We start from the raw sequence: 21,834 nt of genomic DNA on the forward strand, positions 1-21,834 counted from the left end.
TTTATACTAATTTTAAGATTTAATTTTTCAGGATTTAGCAGAATTTGAACCACATGCATTGATTTTATTTCTTTTCTTTATATAGTTAAACGTTTCACATTTACAGCAAAAGAGAAAAATAAATTATAGAACTTTACGTATCAAAATCAAATTACTATGCAATCGCTTCAAGATCTTTATCGTTTTTCACAGACTTTATCCTATAGTGAACAGGTGATGCCTACCTTATTTATTGGTCATGGTTCACCTATGAATGCTATAACGGATACTGTATTTTCACAAAATTGGCATAGTTTAGGTCAATCTTTACCTACACCTAAGGCCATTCTCGTTATTTCTGCTCATTGGTTAACGCAAGGAAGTGCGATTACCGCCATGGACTTCCCAGAGACTATACACGATTTTAGTGGATTTCCGCAACCTTTATTTGATGTATCTTATCCTGCTCCAGGCGATCCTTCTTTAGCCGTTGAAACTCAGCAATTGGTTCAGCCTTTTGATCTTCATTTAAATCATGATTGGGGTTTAGATCACGGTACTTGGTCTATTACGAAACACATGTTTCCACAGGCGAATATCCCCGTATTACAGCTGAGTATTGATTATTATAAGCCGTTGGACTACCACTATCAATTGGCCCTCCAATTACGTGAATTGCGCAAAAAGGGCGTTTTACTGATCGGTAGTGGTAATATGATTCACAATTTACGTCTGTTATCTTGGGATCAAATGGAAAACAATTACGGGTTCGATTGGGCTATTGACATCAATGCTGTGCTTCAACAAGCGATTGCTGACCATGATTTTAAGCGTTTACTTGACTATGAAAAGTTACATCCACACATTACGCTTGCTATCCCTACATTGGAGCATTATATCCCTATGCTGTACAATTTAGGTTTAAAAGACAAGAAGGATGAATTAATGTTCTTCAATGATGCCTATGTAGGGGGCTCATTAAGTATGACTTCTTTTATGTACTATCAATAAAAAAATAAGAGCGCTCGATAAATCGAGCGCTCTTGTGGGCTTAGTGCTGCTTATTTTAAATCCTACAGCAGGATCATCGAAAAAAAATTGCTTTGTTGTTTGTTATGTGTTTGTCCTACATTTCTATAATAATGAACTCACTACGTCTGTTTAACTGATGTTCTTCCACTGTACATGGTACGCCATTACTACATTTATTTAGTAATTGACTTTCACCATATCCACGACCTGTTAAACGGCTTGGATCAATTCCTTGTCCAATCATCCACTTGATTGTAGATTTCACACGACGATCCGATAAACTCATGTTGTAATCGTCATTTCCTCTACTATCCGTATGTGAACGAACATCGATTTTCAATGTTGGGTATTCTTTCATGACCTCTACTACTTTCATCAACTCAATCGAAGCATCTCTGCGGATATTTGATTTGTCAAAGTCAAAGTAAATCGGTTGAAGTTTCAATTTCTTGAATAAATCGTCGTTTATACCTAGTGGTTTTTCTGTTTTCTCTAATCCGATATTCACTGTTTTAACCCCTGGTTCGCGATTTACGTTAAAAGCAACTTCCACCGTATTGTATAATTTTTTCTCTGCTTTGATGCGGTACTTATGTCCACAGTCTAATAAAGAAGTAACGTAATATCCTTTGCTATTCGTATAAATGGTATCTGATTTTTGATACATTGCATCAGAAATTACCACAAGGGCATCGACTAATACTTCATTAGTATCTTTATCATATACGGTACCTTCAATCGTTTGCTTACATGGTTTCTCTGCAAGGAAATAAATATCATCTGATCCTTTACCATCTGCGCGATTTGAACTAACAAACCCTTTGTTTTGTTTTGGGTCTAAATAGAATCCAAAATCATCAAGGCTACTGTTAATCGGCGTTCCCATGTTTACCACAGGTCCAAAAGTACCATTCGGATATAATTTAGCTGCAAATATATCCATTCCTCCTAAACCTGGATGTCCATCAGAGGAGAAATATAATTGAAAATCCGAAGATATGAAAGGAAAACTTTCTCTTCCTTCAGTATTTATTGTTTTTCCAAGATTTTCCACAGGTCCGTACCCTCCATTTTCATATAAAGCTACGCGGAATAAATCCGATTGTCCTAGTGTTTCCTTTCTATCTGAGACAAAATACAACCATTTATCATCAGGAGTTAAAGCAGGATGGGCTGTATTGAAATTGTCCGAATTAAACGGTAATTCCTCTACTAGTCCCCACTTCCCATCCGCTTGCTTTACTGCCTTGTATAATTTTAATAAAGAGGTTTTATCTCTATTTTGTTTGCTTTTTCCACTGGCTTTGGAATTGTTACGCGTGAAATACATTGTATTGCCATCTTGTGTAAAGACAGCTGTTGCGTCATTCACTTTAGACTCAATCTCTGGTGCAAAAAGCACAGGTTCTCCAAAACCATTTTGATCAATCGTAGCGCTATATAAACTAGTATAACTTTCGTTGGTCCACGAGTGAATTTTACTTCCACTTTCGTGCTCTGTTGCACGTGCTGAAGTAAATACAAATTGATCCCCAAGAAGGGTTCCTCCGTAATCAGAGTATTCCGTATTGATGTTTAACAATTTAATATCGTAACGATCTGAAAAGTTTTCGATATGCTCTAAGTAATCGCGGTTTTTATTGTACAACGCTGATCTAGAATCCTCTTGCTCTAAGGCAGCAAAACGATCCATCATTTGTTGTGATTTGGTATAATCTTGTGCTGCTTTTAGCGTTTGTGCATAGCGATAGTAATATTCAGAAGATAAAGCGGCTACATCTTTGTCTTCGTAATTTCCATCAAATAGCTCCGTATACCATTTATTTGCTTCTACTAACTTTCCATTGAAATAGTAAGCATCCGCTAAGTTTTGTAAAATTGAAGTATTAACGAATCCTTTATCAGCGATACGCTCATATACTTTAATTGCGTCGATATACGCCAAGCGATCAAAACTCTTATCTGCTTGTTTTTCTTTTTTTATCTGGCTGTATCCTGAGAAGCTAAAGCTCAAAGCTGCACTCAGAATTGCCAGTTGTATTATCTGTTTTACCATACTTGTAACAATTAGAAGAACCTTGGCGCAGTAATACGCTTATAGCTGTTAAACAAAGTGAATCGCATGAATATCTCGTGAGAGCCTGAGTTATAGTTGGCTAATTTTGTTGTTTCCGCATCGTAACTATATCCAACAAAGATATTTTCTGACACTTGGAAACCAACTAAACCACTTATAGAAGCATCCCAACGATAAGCAATTCCCGCTGTAAATTTATCAACAAACATAAAGTTTGCAGATAGATCCACTTGCAATGGAGATCCTTGCTCCATTTTTGCCATAGCTGCAGGTTTGAATTTGATATTGTTATTTAAATCAAACACATACCCCCCTGTTAAATACACGTGCATTTTTTGACGCAGTGTTTTCGTGTCATTGTCGTTATAACGTGAACGCGTTAACATATTTGGTATAGATAATCCTACATATGCTTTATCTGAGTATAAGAATAATCCCGCTCCAACATTGGGTGTAAACTTATTCTTGATATCATTTTCTGCTACTGGATCTGTCGGATTGTAAATATGCAATTTGCTGTAGTTTACATCTAATAAATTTGCCGATCCTTTTAATCCGAAGGCTAATTTAGTGTGGTAATTCAAATCAATCGCATAGGATAAATCAACAGATAGCGTATTATCATCCATTACCCCCAAGTGATCATTTACAAAGTTCACTCCTAATCCCAATCCTGAATCTCCTAAAGGTGTATTTACCGATAGGGTTGCTGTTTTAGGAGCTCCTTCTAATCCTACCCATTGGGTGCGATATAAACCGAAGATGTTTAACCCTTCTCTACTCCCTGCATATGCCGGGTTTATATTGGAATGGTTATACATGTATTGCGTATACTGTGGATCTTGTTGCGCATAGGTTTGCGTCATGCTGAGCAAACCTATACCTCCAAGAACAATCGTCTGTATTGTGTTTCTTAATTTCATCTAGTTTTGATTTAATTAGACTCCAAATGTAAATTTGCAGCTTTCTTAATCATGCGACTACCATTTTGGTCTTTGTACTCATACGTTACAACGTAGTAGTAGGTACCGCTTGGTAATTTCTTGCTCTTATCTATGGTTACGCGTCCTTCAGAATATCCTTTGAATACATTTGAACTTCCATCTCCATTAGGGTCATAGCCTTTGGTTTCATATACTTTTACCCCCCAACGGTTGAAAATCTCTACGGTGTTGTTTGGATATTTATTGATATTATCAATGATAAAGTAATCGTTTTTACCATCTCCATCTGGTGTTACCAAGTTATAAATTACGATATCACCATCTAAAATCCAGTCTTTTTTCACTGTAGCTAACGTAAAGAATCCATATCCTTTTACCGCTGCTACCGTCGTGATTTCTTTCGTTGACATATCCGCAACTCCACCTTCATCTACCCATAGTTGTTGTTTCGCATCCCAACGCACAATGTGCAATTCGTTTTCTGGATCTGCAATAATAGAAGCTGGCGTTGTACGCTCATCCCAACTTAACGTTAATAGGATGTCACTTTTGGTATCACTTCCTCTATCGATTAACCAGTACTCATTCGTATCCAATTCTTTGATTACACCCGCTGTTGCCGCGCGTGCAGTAAAGAATTGTTTGTCTTCTGTACGGTATTCTCCAAGGAAAACATCTTTGATATCTTTAGGCGCAGTAATACGCGCATAACGATACATCTGTTTATCTCCTTTTGGATATTGGAAAGGTTCATTTCCGATCTTTTCTACTAAACCTTCTGCGTGTGATGCATCATCTACATTCGTTGCTTTAGATCCAGGGTGGAAACTCAACATCCCCTTTGATATTTTTGCTTCTGGATCAATTGTAGGATCTACTTTGATGATTCCATCAAGAAAGTCCATTGTTCCATGAACGTCGATGTTGTTTTGCAAATCAAACGCTACTTCTTTGGTATCGTTATTCAACTGTACATTGTAAAACTTAGAAGGAGATTTACCACTTAGCAACTGTGATCCATGCTCATCTTCATAACGGGTAAAAACAGCCGTACTTGTACTGTTATTCTTTCTCTCTTCATCAAAAGAATAATATCCATTATTGTTGAAATCGCGGTAAAAATAAGCCGTTCCTCCGTTCACTACAGAAGCTCCCTCTTGGTTATCAAAGCTGTAGATCGTGGAAATAATTCCATCTCTACCTACAACCATCTCTCCTTGATTAACAAAAGAAGCTTGATTCTCTTGTGCTACTGCCGCTACACTAACACCTAAAATGCTTAGGAAAAGTACTCGGTTGCTATATATTTTTTTCATACTCTTTCGTTTAGATTATTGAATAGCAGAATTTAACAACATTGGATTTGTTACAGCAGGACAATCTTTTACTTTTATTTCAAATACATTAGACGTTGCTGTACAAGTATTGTTACTTACTTTTAAACGCAATTTTGTACCGTTTAATTGAGTATCCGCATGTTTCACTTCAATTGTATTATTCGTAACCACAACTTTATTCGTGAAAGTAGCATTAGTTAACGTTTGCCATGTTGTTCCTGTTGTTGAATACTCCCAAGTATAGCTCAATCCTGTACCTGTTGTCTGCACGGTAGTTGTAACATCAAAATTCGAACAAATTTCCATATCTGTTACTTCTCCGTTGATCACTGGTAAAGCATTAATTGTAATCGTAAATGGTTTCTTTGGTCCAACACATCCGTCTTTTCCTTCTGCTACATAGTAGTTATGTACCCCAACTGTTGTAGGATTTGGTTCTCCTTCCAGTTTAGTCGTTCCATTAGCAGCAAAATATACCAAAGCATATTGATTGGTCACTCCTATTTGAGATAAAGCATTTTCTAAAACGATTGGTTCTCCAAAACACACCGTAGTATTCTTTGCTGTTGGTTCAGTTACCACCTTGTCTACACTAATTTCTAATCTAGCATAACAACCATCTCCCATACCAGGTGTCATCACATAGTACATTCTTTTTGTACCATCAGCATTCACAGGGAAATTTCCAGTAATTAATCCATCATTTGAACTATATGTTGTGGGTTGTGTACTAAAGAACTTCGCTCCCGTTGGATATTTTGCTACAACTTCGTTTCTTGAAAAACCATTTGCAGGTATATCACAAAAAACTCTGAATTGCATTACATTATTTTCAACTGGTGGGTTACAATTTTGTAAGAAATCAACACTCAAAGAAATCGTTGACATAAAATCATCATATACAGGTCCCGCACACGCACCACTTCCGTAATCTCTCACTAAATCTGATCCTACTTCAGTTGTAGACGTAGCACCTACTCCAGAAATTTTACCGTTGATACGCACTTCTAAACCACAAACATTAGTAGATAGTAAAACACAGTTATCCGATACTTTGAAGTAATATTTTAGCTTCGCTAATAGTGTTTTCTTATCTGCTCTTTGATCTAAAGGCAAAGTACCAATATTCCATACAATTTTTCCTCCTGCAGTAACATTGGGATCATTTGTACCACCTGTTGGAGGAAACCAAATTACGCTTCCACCTACTGGAAATCCAGTTTGTACCTCTGCGCCTGCAAAATGTAAATTGGACGGTACAGGAATTTCTATTTTTGAAGTGTTTACCGCTTCTGTTCCTTTATTATATACGTCTAATTCAAAACCAAATCGTTGTCCGGGAGAAATTTGTCCGTTATTGCTTGGAGTTACTCCATCAACAGCTATGGCTTTATTTTCTCCAATAATTTCAGGGACGTAAGCATCTACTGCAAAAACAATATTATAAATAACATAGGTATCTTGTGTACTTCCATAGCGGAAAGTTGTATTGGTTGCATTATTACCTATATATTTATTGTTGCTATTATCTAAATCAAATTTGGCAATATCAAACCCTGTATTATTAATTAAAGAAGGGTTTCTAGCTGTATTTCCTACTGCGATTGAAGAGTTAAAAAAGTTACCTGTTGTATTACCTCCATGAGACAAACGATCATAGTTATTACCTCTCTTAATTTCGAAATAATCTCCAGCAATCGTACGATCTCCTTCACCAGCCATCATTCCTAACGTAACATTTACGTTTCCATATTGTGATGCTTTAAATCCTGAAATAGGCAATTCATACTTGTAATTTCCACCTGCTACATACGCATGTCCATCAAATACCGTAATATCTCTCCATTTCATTGTAGCATTTTTATAGATGATAACCATTCCCCATCCTCCATAAAAACCTGTTCCTCCACCATTTCCTTCAATAATTGCTAAATCAGCAACTGTGTAGGTTGCAGCTCCATTTTGACGTACATACTCAGTAACATCTGCATAAGCCGAATACATATTACCGTCCTGATTACTTGGATAATAGATATCCGAAGCACTAGCAACTACATCAATATACGACTTATCCTTTACTTTTAACTTTACTTTTCTCTTGTCTAATAACTTACTCTCTTGTACTTCCGCTTCTCCAGAAAAATCCATGATCATATAGTTATTATTATTTGTATAACTACTACTATTACCATTAGTAGCAGAATTACTAAATAACGTTTTAATTGTCAAGGTAGCCGAACCTGATCGTATCACTAAAGGTTGTTGTAGTTGTGCTGATTTAATGGAAGAAGAAGGATTTGTTATCCAAGCTGATAATGTTCTCCAATTTCCATTTTCCCATAAAAACACACCGCTCGGAGTAAAATCGATAATTGTAGTTGTCCCTTTAAAATCAATTTGATATCTCGTATAAAAATTTCGAGTGGATCCTTCTCTTACCTTAGATAAATTAATTCCATAATTGCTGAAATTACCTCCTGTAACTTTTATGTCTCCATCATAAACCTCTCTCATTACTGTATTATTAACAGTAAATGTCTGAGCGCTACTTCCTCCATCATGTGCTCTACCTGACCAATATAAACCTGCATACAGAATCTCCGTACATTCTCCGCCTGGCAATACTAAATCTGCAGAAGATGAGTTAATGGTATTTCCATCTCCATCAACATCTACGTAACGCATTAGATTACTACTATTATCTTTTTCTACAGCATAATCTACTAAAGTCATACTCGTATTCCCCAACATCAAGAAATCTCCTTGTACCTTATAATTTTTCACATTGGTATAAGGAATCGGCGCTTTTGCTGATTGACGTGGTTTAAAGTCTACTTTAATTTGAGCGAATGTTGAAGTTTCTGACAATAACACCAGACATAAAGTTAAAACAGTCAAAAGAGAAGCCTTAACGCTCTTCATAAAATTTTTCATAGTTTTTCTTTTAGCTTGGTTGTTCCATGGTATAAAACAAAACTTCCACAGTTGTATTTCCATTCAATTGATTCAATAGATTTGAAAATCTATTTTGAATAACTGTTTGGTTTAATACTTCATACGATTGAATGTAAATGTATTTTAAATTTGGCAATAAGTCTATTAATCCTGTTGGGATCACTAGCTCCTCTTGTCCATCCCAATCAATACTCAACGCAGTTACTTCATTCAATTGATTACTGAATTGTCCTGTTAATTTAGCAAAATCACGAGATTGGGTTACCTTCATCACTGATACTTGAACCGTATTTCCTTTAAAAAGTTCAGCCTCATTTTGAGTTGTTACATAAATCGTTGTAGACGCACCTCGAATCAAATGATTTAGCTGTTCTGCTTGTGTATTACTCAAATTACTCAATTTCGCTTGATATCCAATGATATTCTGCGCCTGTGCTTTGATTCCAAAGCACAGAGCAAAAATTAAAGTTATATATAAAATATTTTTCTTCATTATTTGGTTATTCTTTAACAGAGAAAACAATATTAATAAAGCTTCCTACATTTACATTCGCACTTCCATCTACAGTATAAGTCATTACTCCTTGAGCATCAATGCTTACAATTGTAAATACTCCTGGAGTAGCGTATGTTACGTGGAAACCTAGCTCCGTGGCTGGTAACACAGGTAAAGCTGTTGCTCCTGGGCTGCTCATTACGGGTGTTCCAAATTGTTTCTGATAAATAGTGTACAAATTAATAGTACCTGTACGAGTTCCATTATTAAAAGTCACCCCTTCTTGTGTCGCTTGATTCGCTGCAGTTGGTACCATTACTGATGGCATATAGAAGAATTTTGGCATTACTGCTTTTAATGCTTTCAATACTCCATCTGCATCCGTTACCACTACTTTATCATTTGCTCCTCCTTTGAATGCTGCCGTGTTGATTTTTTTTACTTGAACACCTCCGTCAGCTTTTATTACAACATGCTCGTCATAAAAAGCATTGGATTGCCCATTTGGAAAATAGCGATTACCTAAAGTAATAACTTGTTGTTCGGCTGCTGAAATCCATAACCCTTTGTCTGCATTAGCATTAATCTCTGATTTATCACTATTGTGGAATAGTTGTAATTTCGATTCTTGATTATCAATTTTTTTATTATTTGCAATCAAATTAATAGACGATGTGGTATTACCAAACATATTAATTCCCGTATGATTAGTATCATACGTAAACTGATGACTTTGCGTATTTTTCTTAAATGTCATATTAATCAATGAACCAAAATCAACAGTTCTCGTTGAAGCTGAAGGATTAGCTGCTAACGTTCCATCATGCGTATAGATATTTTCATGCGCTTTAGGAGTTTCCCAAGAAGTAGCAAGATCCTCTCCTTTTTTTACCGTTGTCAATACTTGCCCTTCAGTACCTGGAGCAATTTGCCCTGGTGTTAAGGATCCACCGATTTGAGCTAAATCAAGATTTCCTTGTTCTACACCTACCGTATATTCTGTATTATTTCCAGTTGTACCAGCTCCTGTAGTAACTACAGATACTTTGTTGTCTTTCCCTACAACAGTAGTTGTTTTTTGCTCTCCTTGAATCGCATCTTTCGATACATTCACTTGATATACTGTCGTATTTGCACTGGCAGGATCTACAGTAGAGGTCACTGTTGTGTTTACCCCATCTACAACCGTAGAAATCTTTTGTCCAGCTTGAATAACAGGACCTAAATCTAATTGACCTGTTTGTCCATTTACTGTTGTATTCAAGACTGTATTATTCGTAATGGTATTGCTAACATTAGCAATAATGTCTGTTGTTGCTTCTACACCATTTACAGTAGAAATAAGGGTATTCCCATTTGTATTTTCTACTTTACCAATTGTATGTGTCGTTGCTGGTGCAATCGTTGATTGATCCACCCAAGTTGTAAACTTCCCAGTCGCATCTGTAACCATTACTTGATTCGCTGTACCTGGTGTAATAGCTAAGCTTACCTCTTTTAACGTTGAATTCGCTCCATTTGTTTCTCCTCCAACTGTAATACCTGTTCCTGTAATTCCTTTTGAACTTGTAAGATTAGTTTCTGTTAAGCTTACTGCTTTCCATTTCCCTTCTGTTGCATCAAAAGTCAATACTTGATTTGCTGTTGGATTTACATCCGATACAGCAACTCCTTGAATAGCACCTACTATTGTAGCATTGGTTGGTCCTGTTACATCACCTCCTAAGTTAATTGCAGTAATATCTCCTTGTTGAGCAAAACGAACCCAACGATTCGTATCCCAATAGTAGTATCCAGGTGTTACATCGTCAGCTCCTTTAGCTGTCGTTGCTTGGTTATAAACCATTAACGATTGCTCTGGTGTATTAATCGGTGTTGTACCGTTTACTGTGCTTACTAAGTCAACACGCGGAATCAACAATCCTCTTTTAGAGGATTGTATATCTACTGCTGCTGATTTTGCAGGTTTATCTGTACCGAAACCTTGTTGTGCATGAGCTTGTTGCGTACCTAATGCCAATACTAAACCAAGTCCTGCAATTCCAATGTATCTTTTTTTCATCTTTGTTTTTCTTTTTTATTAGTTACGACCCACAACGATCCATTTCGCTCCGTTCGATTTGATAATCCATCCTTGATAAGGCATCGCTCCATACGCTAAAACGTCATTTCCGGCTTTGATATTTAAATATCCGTTGTGTGCTTCTGTTGTATTCGCAATTTTCACACTAATTGTTTGTCCTTCCGTTCCGTTAACTTCTGGTAAGTTTAACGTTGTATCTGTAGCGCCTAACATTACCTCAATTACGATTTCGCTCATTGATGGGTGGTAGTTATTTACTACAGAAGTATTTCCACCAATCGTTACGTTACCTTCTTGGTTGATTACTACATTTCCAGCAGCTGTATCAATCGTTGCCAATTGACCATCTGCTTGTACAACAACTGTTTTGTTCTTTTGAGCTGCATCTGCTGTAGTTAATCCTGTGATTGCTAATGATCCTTTTGCGCTGTCAATTGCTAAAACAGTAGGTGTATCAATAGTTCCTCCTAAAGCGATATCATTTCCAGTTTTAGTTAAACCGTTTGAAGCCGTTACTGTATTTCCTAAATCAGTTGGTGTTACCCATTCTGTTACAAAAACACCGTTTTCTTCTTTCGTTACTAAAACTTGACCTGCTGCTGTACCACCTGTAATATCAATCGTAGTTCCATCTAATAAAGCTTTCTCTCCACCAACTACACTAATTGATCCTGTTGGAGATGTTAACGCTTTCCCGTTTAACAACTCACCTGTAATTTGTTGATAACTAACTGATCCATTATCACCTGCTACTGGAACAGATCCTTTAGGAGCATTTGCAGTTCCTGTATTTGCAGTCATTTTTTCTGCTGTAACAGCACCATCTGTAAGTTCTGTTGTACCAATGCTTCCTTCTTTGATACTTAAATGAGTTGGAACTAATACTGCATCCTCTAATTGAGAAGCTTTATTTGTACCAATAACAATTTTTCCATCTGTTGTCAAATCTTGACCAATAGCTGAAGAAACGTTTTGATACGTTACTCCACCTTGTCCGTCAGCTACAGGTACTTGCCCTTCTGTTGCATTGTTTCCATTCGCTGTATCTTTCGATGTCATTTTATCTGCTGTTACTGCTCCTGCATCAATTTTACTATTTGTAACTGCTCCATCAGCAATACCTAATGTTACATCTTTTAATAAAGCATCTGCAACTTCTAACGTAGTCCCTACAGTTGTACCTGCAGTTACTGTAATTCCATTTCCTGTTAGTTTTTTAGCAACAATCCCCTCACCTTCAATTGCTTTACCAATCAAGTTTTCTGGAGAAGTTTCTCTTAACACTCCATTTGAATCTGCAACAACTACATTATTTCCTGTTAATCCAGCTTTATCTAATTCTACTAATCCTTCAACTGCTAACGTATTAGTAGCATCCGTAGTAATTTTAGTTGCACCTGTTAAAGCTCCACCTAATGTAATATCATTCGCTGCATCTTTTGTCAAACCGTTTGATGCGGTTACTGTATTTCCTAAGTTTCCTGGGGCAACCCATTTTGTAACTTTATTTCCATCAGCATCTGTTCCTGTTACCATTACCATATCATTGTCTGCACCAGGAGTAATATCAATTTTCACCTCTTTTAAAAGTGCTGTAGCTCCATTCCCATCAATTGTAATAGAAGATGAAGTCAACGCTTTTCCGTTTACTCCTTCTGTAATAACATCTTCTAATAATGCTTTTGGCGTCACTACTTTTAAGATTCCATCCGCTCCCATGATCACAATATTTTGTGTAGTTGCGTCAAATTCTTTTCCTGTAGTACCGTCTAATTTTTCTAAACCTGTAATAGCTAAAGTATTTCCTTTTTCTCCAGGTGTTGTTTCAATTGTTGTTGCTTTACCTAAAGCTCCACCTAATCCAACGTGTACTTTATCACCAACGATTTCAGCAGTAATACCATTTTCACCTACTACAGATCCTTGAATAAAATCTTCCGGTTTTACCCATTCTGTTGTATGAACAGTTTCTCCATTAATTACTTCTATTTTCGTAACTAATACTTGTCCTGCTTCAGCTCCTCCTTTTACACTTACTTCGTAATTTGTATCGTGTCCATCTGTTGACGGGGTAACCGTAACATTTGTTCCTGCTGAAACTGTTACTGCATTTCCTGAATTAGATGATACGAAACGCACCCATCTACCTAATCCTTGTTCTTTTGCATTTGCTACATTTGCAGCTTCCCAGTAATAGAAACCAGGCGTTACATCATTCGCTGTAGCTTTATTGTATACGAACAAAGCGTTTTCAGGTTTCGCAACTGGTCCAGCTTCTGTTGTTTTAGTTAAGTCTAATCTTGGGATTAATAAACCTCTTTTGTTAGACACGATATCGACAGCTGCTGAACGATCTGGTGTATTTGTTCCAAATCCTTGTTGAGCTACAACATTTGATGTTGTTAACACTGTAAAAGCTACTGCTGCTGATAGTATAATTTTTTTCATGATTAATTTCTGATTAAGTAAGGTGATTAAAATTTGTTAACGATTTGCCATTGTGTACCATCTGATACAAAGTCCCAACCAGAGTATGGTAAGCCTGTTTCTAGCTTTTTACCGTTTAACCCTGCTACGTTTCCTTCAACAACAACATAACCGTCTTCGTTCGTGTCTAGTTTTTTAATGGTGTATTTTTTTCCTTTATTATTTGCATCTGCTACTGGTAATGTGATCACGATACCTTCTGTTGGTGCTGCATCAGCATTTACTAATACTACTGCATCTTCTGCTACTAAAGCAGTTGCTGCAGCTACCGTTTTAACCGCATTCGCAACATCAACTTTCCAAATTGTTTCATTTGGTTTCGCTGCATCTACACGGCTAGAAACGGTTGTATTGGTACCATTTTCTAACACTACTGTTTTTTGTTCTGCTTGTACTACTGTTTGTAAATCTTGGTACGTTACATTTCCATCTTGGTCTGCAATTCCAACACGTGGAGCATCAGATGTACTTGTTCCTGCATCTAGTTTACCTGCTGTTACCGCTTTATCAGCAATACCTAAAGTCACATCTTTTAATAAAGAGCTTGCCACTTCTGTATTCAAGTTATTTCCAGCATTTTCACCTGCTGTAACTGTAATACCCACCCCTTTTAGCTTTTTAGCCTCTAGATCACCTTGTGTGATAACATCTTCAATCATGTTTTTCGCAGAGGTTTGTTTTAAAACACCTGCTGCATCTGCAATCACTAAGTTATTTGCTGTTGGATTCGTTGTTACAGTATCCAATCCTGCAATAGCCAATGTATTTGTTGTACTTGTTGTGATTACTGTAGATGCATCTAAATTTCCTCCTAATCTAAATTCACTATTTCCATCTGCGTCATTTACTACTGAAATACCGTTCTTAGCCGTTACTGTAGTAGCAACCACGTCTTTTGGATCTTGCCATTCTGTTACTTTACGAGACTCTACAATATCAGAACCATCAGGATTTTGTCCAACTACGACATTTTTCGTAACCGTAACTAAGACTTGTCCATCCGTTGAACCTCCTTTAAGATCTAATTTTGCATCTTTTAATAAAGCATCTGCTCCACCATCTACATAAATAGAAGCGGATGTTAATGATCCTTTAGTTCCTTCAACCGTTGTAATTTTTTCTAACAACTTCTCAATCGCTCCTTGTACATTCGTTACGTTTAAGTTTGTTGTTGAATCATCATAAGAAATTGCATTTGCATTCGCATCAATTTCTCCAATTACATCTCCGTTTGAGTTTTTGAACTCGTATACATTAGTTGTTGTATTTAAAGCAACTGATACTTCTTTTGGATCGATTGTTACTCCTGTTGCTCCTACTTTAGGTTGACCGTTTGCATCAATTTGATCTTCATTGTAATAGGTATATGTTCCATTTGTATTTTGTACAAATACCGTTACCGTTTCATTCGCTTTTACTACTTCGTCTAACGTTTTATATGTGATGGTTCCATCTGCATCTGCTACACCTACACGTCCGTCTAATCCTTTACCACCGTCTAATTTTTCAGCAGTAACTCCTTTATCAGCAATTTGGATATTTGCATCAGCTAATAATTTAGCTACACCTGATGTTCTTTCAATAAATTCAAGTCCTCCAGATACAATTAAATCTCCTTTTGTTCCTTCAACCGTTGTGATTTTTTCTAACAACTTCTCAATCGCTCCTTGTACATTCGTCACGTTTAAGTTTGTTGTTGAATCATCGTAAGAAATTGCATTCGCATTCGCATCGATTTCTCCGATTACATCTCCGTTTGAATTTTTGAACTCGTATACATTAGTAGTTGTATTTAAAGCTACTGATACTTCTTTTGGATCGATTGTTACTCCTGTTGCACCCGCTTTTGGTTGACCGTTTGCATCAATTTCACTTTCGTTGTAGTACGTATACGTTCCATTTGCATTTTCTACGAATACCGTTACCGTTTCGTTTGCTTTTACTACTTCGTCTAACGTTTTGTATGTGATGGTTCCATCAGCTCCTGCTACACCTACACGTCCATCAGCGCCTTGGCCTCCGTTTAATTTATCAGCAGTTACAGCTTTGTCTCCGATTTTATCTTCAGTTACTGCACCGTCAGCAATTTTATCTGTTGAAACTCCACCATCAGCGATTTGGATACCCGCATCTGCTAATAATTTCGCTGTTCCATCCGTTGTTCCTGTGAACTCTAAGCCTCCTGCTACTGTCAAGTCTCCTTTGGTTGTAGCAATTGTATTGGCTAACTCATCTAAAGCATCTTTTACATTCGTTGATGTTAATCCTGATGTTGAATTATCATACAAGATGTTATCTGAGTTGATATCTATCGTTGCGATTGTATTTCCCTCTGAATCTTTAAAAATGTATTTTCCTTCTGATTTAGATAAATCTTCTACAATTACTAAAGCAGGATCGATTGTTACTCCTGTTGCACCCGCTTTTGGTTGACCGTTTGCATCAATTTCATTTTCGTTGTAGTACGTATACGTTCCGTTTGCATTCTTTACTAATACCGTTACCGTTTCGTTTGCTTTTACTACTTCGTCTAATGTTTTATACGTGATTGTTCCATCAGCTCCTGCTACACCTACACGTCCGTCAGCGCCTTGGCCTCCGTTTAATTTGTCAGCTGTAACAGCTTTGTCTCCAATCTTATCTTCAGTTACTGCACCATCAGCGATTTTATCTGTTGAAACTCCACCATCAGCGATTTGGATACCCGCATCTGCTAATAATTTTGCTGTTCCATCCGTTGTTCCTGTGAACTCTAATCCTCCTGCTACTGCTAAATCTCCTTTGGTTCCTTCAACCGTTGTGATTTTTTCTAACAACTTCTCAATCGCTCCTTGTACATTCGTTACGTTTAAGTTTGTTGTTGAATCATCGTAAGAAATTGCATTCGCATTCGCATCTATTTCTCCAATTACATCTCCGTTTGAGTTTTTGAACTCGTATACATTAGTAGTAGTATTTAAAGCTACTGATACTTCTTTTGGATCGATTGTTACTCCTGTTGCTCCCGCTTTTGGTTGACCGTTTGCATCAATTTCATTTTCGTTGTAATACGTATACGTTCCATTTGCATTCTCTACGAATACCGTTACCGTTTCGTTTGCTTTTACTAATTCGTCTAACGTTTTGTATGTGATGGTTCCATCAGCCCCTGCTACACCTACACGTCCATCAGCACCTTGGCCTCCGTTTAATTTGTCAGCTGTAACGGCTTTGTCTCCAATCTTATCTTCAGTAACTCCACCATCAGCAATTTGGATACCCGCATCTGCTAATAATTTCGCTGTTCCATCCGTTGTTCCAGTGAACTCTAATCCTCCTGCTACTGATAAATCTCCTTTGGTTGTAGCAATTGTATTCGCTAACTCATCTAAAGCGTCTTTTACATTCGTTGATGTTAATCCTGACGTTGTATTGTCGTAACGAATGTTATCTGAATTGATATCAATTGTTGCGATTGTATTTCCTTCTGAATCTTTGAAAATGTAAGTTCCATCTGATTTAGATAAATCTTCAACGATAACTAAAGCTGGATCAATGGTTACACCTGTCGCACCTGCTTTAGGTTGACCGTTTGCATCAATTTCTTTTTCGTTATAGTAAGTATAGGTTCCGTTTGGATTTTTTACTAATACGGTTACCGTTTCATTTTCTGTAACAATTGTTTTGAATTTACTATTGTCTACATTCACCCAAGTGTTTGTAGCAGCATCCCATTCTTGGAAAATTACATCTCCTGTCGTTTGATCATAAACAATTTTAGTGAATCCACCTGTTGTTTCTGTCAAATGTGTGATGTAATCGTTGATTGTTGGATACGTACGTCCATCAACTGTGATAGGTCCGTTCGTTACAATTTCCTCAAAGTTGTTGACTACGCCACCTACTACATCAATTGCATAAATACCCGCTGGTAAATTCGCTGGAGTTACCGTTGTTGGAACCACACCGTTATTTGCAATTAGGTATTCTTCTGATACGTAATATTGGTTTCCGTCAACCGTAATGATTGTTGTTTTACTTTCATTCGCTTGAACGATAGTTTCAAATTTGCTGTTGTCTACATTAACCCATGAATTTGTAGAAGCATCCCATTCTTGGAAAATTACATCTCCTGTTGTTTGATCATAAACAATTTTAGTAAAACCACCTGTTGTTTGTGTCAAATGCGTGATGTAATCATTGATTGTTGGGAATGTGCGTCCGTCAACTGTGATAGGTCCGTTCGTTACGATTTCCTCAAAGTTGTTGACTACCCCACCTACTACATCAATTGCATAAATACCCGCTGGTAAATTCGCTGGAGTTACCGTTGTTGGAACCACACCGTTATTTGCAATTAGGTATTCTTCTGATACGTAATATTGGTTTCCGTCAACCGTAATGATTGTTGTTTTACTTTCATTCGCTTGAACGATGGTTTCAAATTTGCTGTTGTCTACATTAACCCATGAATTTGTAGAAGCATCCCATTCTTGGAAAATTACATCTCCTGTTGTTTGATCATAAACAATTTTAGTGAACCCACCTGTTGTTTGTGTCAAATGCGTGATGTAATCATTGATTGTAGGATAAGTACGTCCGTCAACCGTGATAGGCCCGTTCGTTACGATTTCCTCAAAGTTGTTTACTACGCCACCTACTACATCAATTGCATAAATACCTGCTGGTAAATTAGCTGGATTAACAGTAGTTGGAACAACACCATCATTAGCAACTAAATAAGCTTCTGATACGTAGTATTGATTACCATCAACGGTAATGATTTGCGTTTGGCTCTCATTGTCCGTAATGATTTTCTTAAATTTACTATTGATTACATTCACCCATTGTTGTGTTGCTTCATCCCATTGTTGGAAACTAGCATTTCTACTTTGGCTATCGTACACGATTTTAGTAAATCCACCTGTACTTTCCGTTAAATAGGTAATGTAATCGTTAATTGTAGGATAAGTACGTCCATCAACTGTAATAGGTCCGTGATTTACAAACTCTTGAAAATTATTCACCACTCCTCCTACTACATCAATTGCGAATACCCCTTCTGGCGTACTTCCTGCAGTCCATGTGTCGATTGTTGCTTGTGTAGGTACTCCATTTGCTTGCAAATAGGCTTCTGCAATATAGTATTGTTGTTTTTTTGCTGTATTAGATACAATAACGGTTTTACTTTCGTTATCCGTTACGATTTTTTTGAATTTAGCATTGCTAACATTCACCCAACTGTTTGTCGCTTCATTCCATTCTTGGAAAATAGCATCACCAGTCGTTGGATCGTATACAATTTTTGTAAATCCACCCTTACTTTCAGTCAAGTAGGTGATATAATCATTAATGGTAGGGAATGTGCGTCCATCTACAGTAATAGGACCATGATTCACTACTTCTTCAAAATTGTTAACAACACCTCCTACTACATCAATCGCATACACGCCTGCTGGTACAGTACCTGCAGTCCATGTGTCGATTGTTGCTTGTGTAGGAGCGTCGTTAACTTGTAAATACGATTCTGAAATATAATACTGTTGTTTTTTTGATGTATTAGAAACAATAACAGTCTTACTTTCATTCGCCGCAACGATATCGCCAAAATTGATTTCAACCTTGTCTCCATCGGCATTGATATAATATAATTTATCCCCTTCATAAATTACATTACCTTCCGTATTTCTAACAATATTTTTGATAAGGTTTGTCACCTTATCGCCTTCCATATTTAGGATATTTTCAAAGTTATTTACAACAATAGCTGGAATATCGCTCTCTGTTGTTAAACGTTGCCATGTATCAATATACCAATAGTAATAACCTGGAGTAACATCACTCACGGTATTAATATTGAATACTAACAAGCTATTTACGTTTCCATTCACGATCGTTTTAGTATCTTTAGTGCTAGATAAAGACACATTAGGAATCAAAATCCCTCGATCACCTTTTTTAGCATGAACTGTTAATTCAGCTGACTTATTTGGTGTTGATGTTCCAATACCCACCTGTGCGTTTGCTGATATTGCTCCCATAACAAGTGCAATTGGTATTAGTCTTTTTTTCATAACTTAATATTTTGTGTCGTATTATTCTTTATATTTCTTTTTGGCAATTAAAACTAGACGTTGTTAACAGAGGTCCTCGATTCAATTTGTCCATTTTATTCCTTCTTGTATTCCTGTCAATTCGTTCCTTTTTGTTCCATTTGAACACAAATTTGAACGATGCGATGAAACGCTTTTCACGCTATCATTTTTCTTTAACAAAAATCTCAATTATATATATAATACATGTTTCACATTATTAGCAAGGACTACATTCCAACAATCTGAATCAATATTAAAAACCTAAAAATCAAGTAATTAATAAAAAGAAAAGAGTCAGTAGGTTTCATTTTCTACACGTACGAAAAAAAAGTACAAAAACATGATATAAATCATATAAGTAAAAAGTCCATTCCGCTTTTTGTTGTTAAAAAAAGTAAAAGACGAGTGGTAGTCTTGCTGAAGCATTGAAAAACACAGAAAAAAAAGGAGAGTAAAATGTCCTTATTTCACAACTACTAGTTGCGCTCTTTATCCCTTTTATTTTGTTTCTTTTCAAGAAAAATAAACGACAAAAAAATCCTTTTTTCTCTACAAAAGGAATAAACAACCATTTTTATCAAAAAACGACCTTCATACTTTAGCGTTAATCCATTTTTATTTATTTCAACACCTAAGAAACCTTTGACCAAACAATAATCAATCAGCACGCCTTATTTTGCGTTTTTTGTAGTTTTGATTCCTAAAGGATGGTTAAATTTATTTACAATCTAATTCCTAAGAATAAAAAACAAGTTGCTTCTTTGTGTGAAACGAATCTTGTGGAAAGCGATTTATTTTAGTTGTTGTAGAAAATAATCAACGTAATTTTTCCTACATTAAAAAGAGTAATTAAGAATTGAATACTATATAGCGTACTGAAGGGAAATTGTTTTTCATCTTATAAGGAGAAGAAGAGTTCAGGTAAATCACAAAAGCATTAGAGATCTAGGATAACACTTTAGGAGTAGTTTTGTTCGAGTATGTTTGGAGTATTCTAGGAGGATACTAGGTAAAAAGGCCTTTTTGTCGGCACTATCTCTTAAAGTGTGTAAGTTCAAAAATAAAGCTTGGGTTAGGTTTTGAATTAAAGTCTAACCCTTTCTTGATATAGGATTAAGAATTGATCAAGTATAATTCCCCAGCTTTTTACTGGCATTGACCATCTTTTAGTTGCTTCTCTTACAGCCAAATATACGGATTTCATCACAGCTTCGTCTGTAGGAAAGGATAATTTATTCTTGGTATACTTCCTTATTTTACCGTTTAAATTCTCAATTAAATTGGTGGTATAGATGATTTTTCTAATCTCTATAGGGAATTCAAAGAATACTGTAAGATCTTCCCAATTGTTTCTCCAACTTTGTATTGCATAGGAATATTTATGTTCCCATTTAACAGCAAAGTCATTAAAAGCAGCTTGCGCAGCTTGTTTATTTGGAGCATTATAAATATGTTTCATATCAGCAGTAAAAGGTCTTTTATCTTTCCAAACAACGTATTTACAAGCATTTCGTATTTGATGTACAACGCATATCTGCGTTTTAGATTCAGGAAAAACAGTGCGAATAGTATCAGTAAAACCGTTTAAATTGTCAGTTGCTGTAATTAAAATATCCTCAGTTCCACGGGCTTTTATATCCGTTAAAACACCCATCCAAAAGGAAGATGACTCATTTTTACCTAACCACAAACCTAAAACTTCTTTACGCCCATCACGTTTTAATCCTACTGCGATATAAATAGTTTTATTAATCACTTTTGAATCTTCTCGAACTTTAAATACAATTCCATCCATCCAAACAATTAAATAAACTGGTTCTAATGGGCGATTTTGCCAAGCGATAATATCTGCAGTAACAGCATCGGTTATACGAGATATTGTGGATTTAGAGACATCGAAATTATATACTTCTCGTATTTGTTCTTCGATATCAGAAACAGACATCCCTTTGGCGTAAAGGGAAACAATAACGTTTTCCAAGCCCTCCACCATGCTTTTTCGTTTGGGGATAATCATAGGGTTAAAACTAGCATCACGATCCCTAGGAACCTTTATTTCTTCTTCTCCGTAACTCGTTTTTATCTTTTTGGTAGAGTAACCATTACGCGTATTTTCTTCCTTTCGTAAATCATGCTTATCGTAATCTAGATGAGCATCTAACTCGCCTTCTAACATTTTTTCAATTCCTCGCTTTTGTAAGTCTTTTAGGAAGTTTTGAAGTTCATCTCCAGTTTTAAACTGTTTGAAAAACTCATCCGGAAATAGGTCTTTTGTTTCCATAACTATTTAAATATTAAATATATAAAAAAATTCTGCGCGGTTTTAACCCAAGCAGAATTTTATACTTACACAGTTTTTGGTACAGTGTC

The 21,834-nt window shown here is 36.3% G+C and carries 10 protein-coding genes; 1 reads left to right on the forward strand and 9 read right to left on the reverse strand.

Features of this window, described 5'->3' with window-relative positions; all coding sequences use genetic code 11:
* The first annotated feature begins 156 nt into the window (after positions 1–156).
* Positions 157–990, forward strand: a complete 834-nt coding sequence (gene ygiD / locus AWV75_RS13745; protein WP_060874921.1) for a 4,5-DOPA dioxygenase extradiol — start codon at positions 157–159, stop codon at positions 988–990.
* Positions 991–1,105: 115 nt separating this feature from the next.
* Here ygiD and AWV75_RS13750 read toward each other — a convergent pair whose 3' ends face one another.
* The 9 genes from AWV75_RS13750 to AWV75_RS13790 all read right to left on the reverse strand — a co-directional run bounded on the left by AWV75_RS13750 (position 1,106) and on the right by AWV75_RS13790 (position 21,745).
* Entirely contained in the window at positions 1,106–3,067 is a 1,962-nt protein-coding gene (locus AWV75_RS13750; protein WP_060874922.1) for an OmpA family protein, read from the reverse strand.
* Positions 3,068–3,078: 11 nt separating this feature from the next.
* Positions 3,079–4,011: a PorP/SprF family type IX secretion system membrane protein gene (locus AWV75_RS13755; protein ID WP_060874923.1), complete on the reverse strand. Its 933-nt coding sequence runs from the start codon at positions 4,009–4,011 to the stop codon at positions 3,079–3,081.
* Between the two features lie 11 nt (positions 4,012–4,022).
* Positions 4,023–5,348 carry a gliding motility-associated C-terminal domain-containing protein gene (locus tag AWV75_RS13760; RefSeq protein WP_060874924.1) on the reverse strand — a complete coding sequence of 442 codons (1,326 nt, stop codon included), beginning with the start codon at positions 5,346–5,348 and terminating at the stop codon, positions 4,023–4,025.
* A gap of 15 nt (positions 5,349–5,363) precedes the next feature.
* On the reverse strand, positions 5,364–8,303 hold the full coding sequence (locus AWV75_RS13765; RefSeq protein ID WP_060874925.1) for a hypothetical protein: 2,940 nt from the start codon (positions 8,301–8,303) through the stop codon (positions 5,364–5,366).
* 10 nt (positions 8,304–8,313) lie between these two features.
* A complete protein-coding gene (locus AWV75_RS13770) occupies positions 8,314–8,817 on the reverse strand; it encodes a hypothetical protein (RefSeq protein WP_060874926.1) in 504 nt (167 codons plus the stop codon).
* A gap of 7 nt (positions 8,818–8,824) precedes the next feature.
* Entirely contained in the window at positions 8,825–10,882 is a 2,058-nt protein-coding gene (locus AWV75_RS13775) for a hypothetical protein (RefSeq protein ID WP_060874927.1), read from the reverse strand.
* A gap of 18 nt (positions 10,883–10,900) precedes the next feature.
* Positions 10,901–13,351, reverse strand: coding sequence for a hypothetical protein (locus AWV75_RS13780; RefSeq protein WP_060874928.1), 2,451 nt, complete (start codon positions 13,349–13,351; stop codon positions 10,901–10,903).
* Positions 13,352–13,377: 26 nt separating this feature from the next.
* Positions 13,378–19,443, reverse strand: coding sequence for a beta strand repeat-containing protein (locus AWV75_RS13785; RefSeq protein ID WP_156424204.1), 6,066 nt, complete (start codon positions 19,441–19,443; stop codon positions 13,378–13,380).
* A 1,105-nt stretch (positions 19,444–20,548) separates the two neighbouring features.
* Positions 20,549–21,745 (reverse strand): IS256 family transposase, encoded by a 1,197-nt coding sequence (locus tag AWV75_RS13790; RefSeq protein WP_060874578.1) that lies wholly within the window; start codon positions 21,743–21,745, stop codon positions 20,549–20,551.
* Between the last annotated feature and the right edge of the window lie 89 nt (positions 21,746–21,834).

This window comes from Myroides odoratus, from assembly GCF_001549985.1.
GTDB lineage: Bacteria > Bacteroidota > Bacteroidia > Flavobacteriales > Flavobacteriaceae > Flavobacterium > Flavobacterium odoratum_A.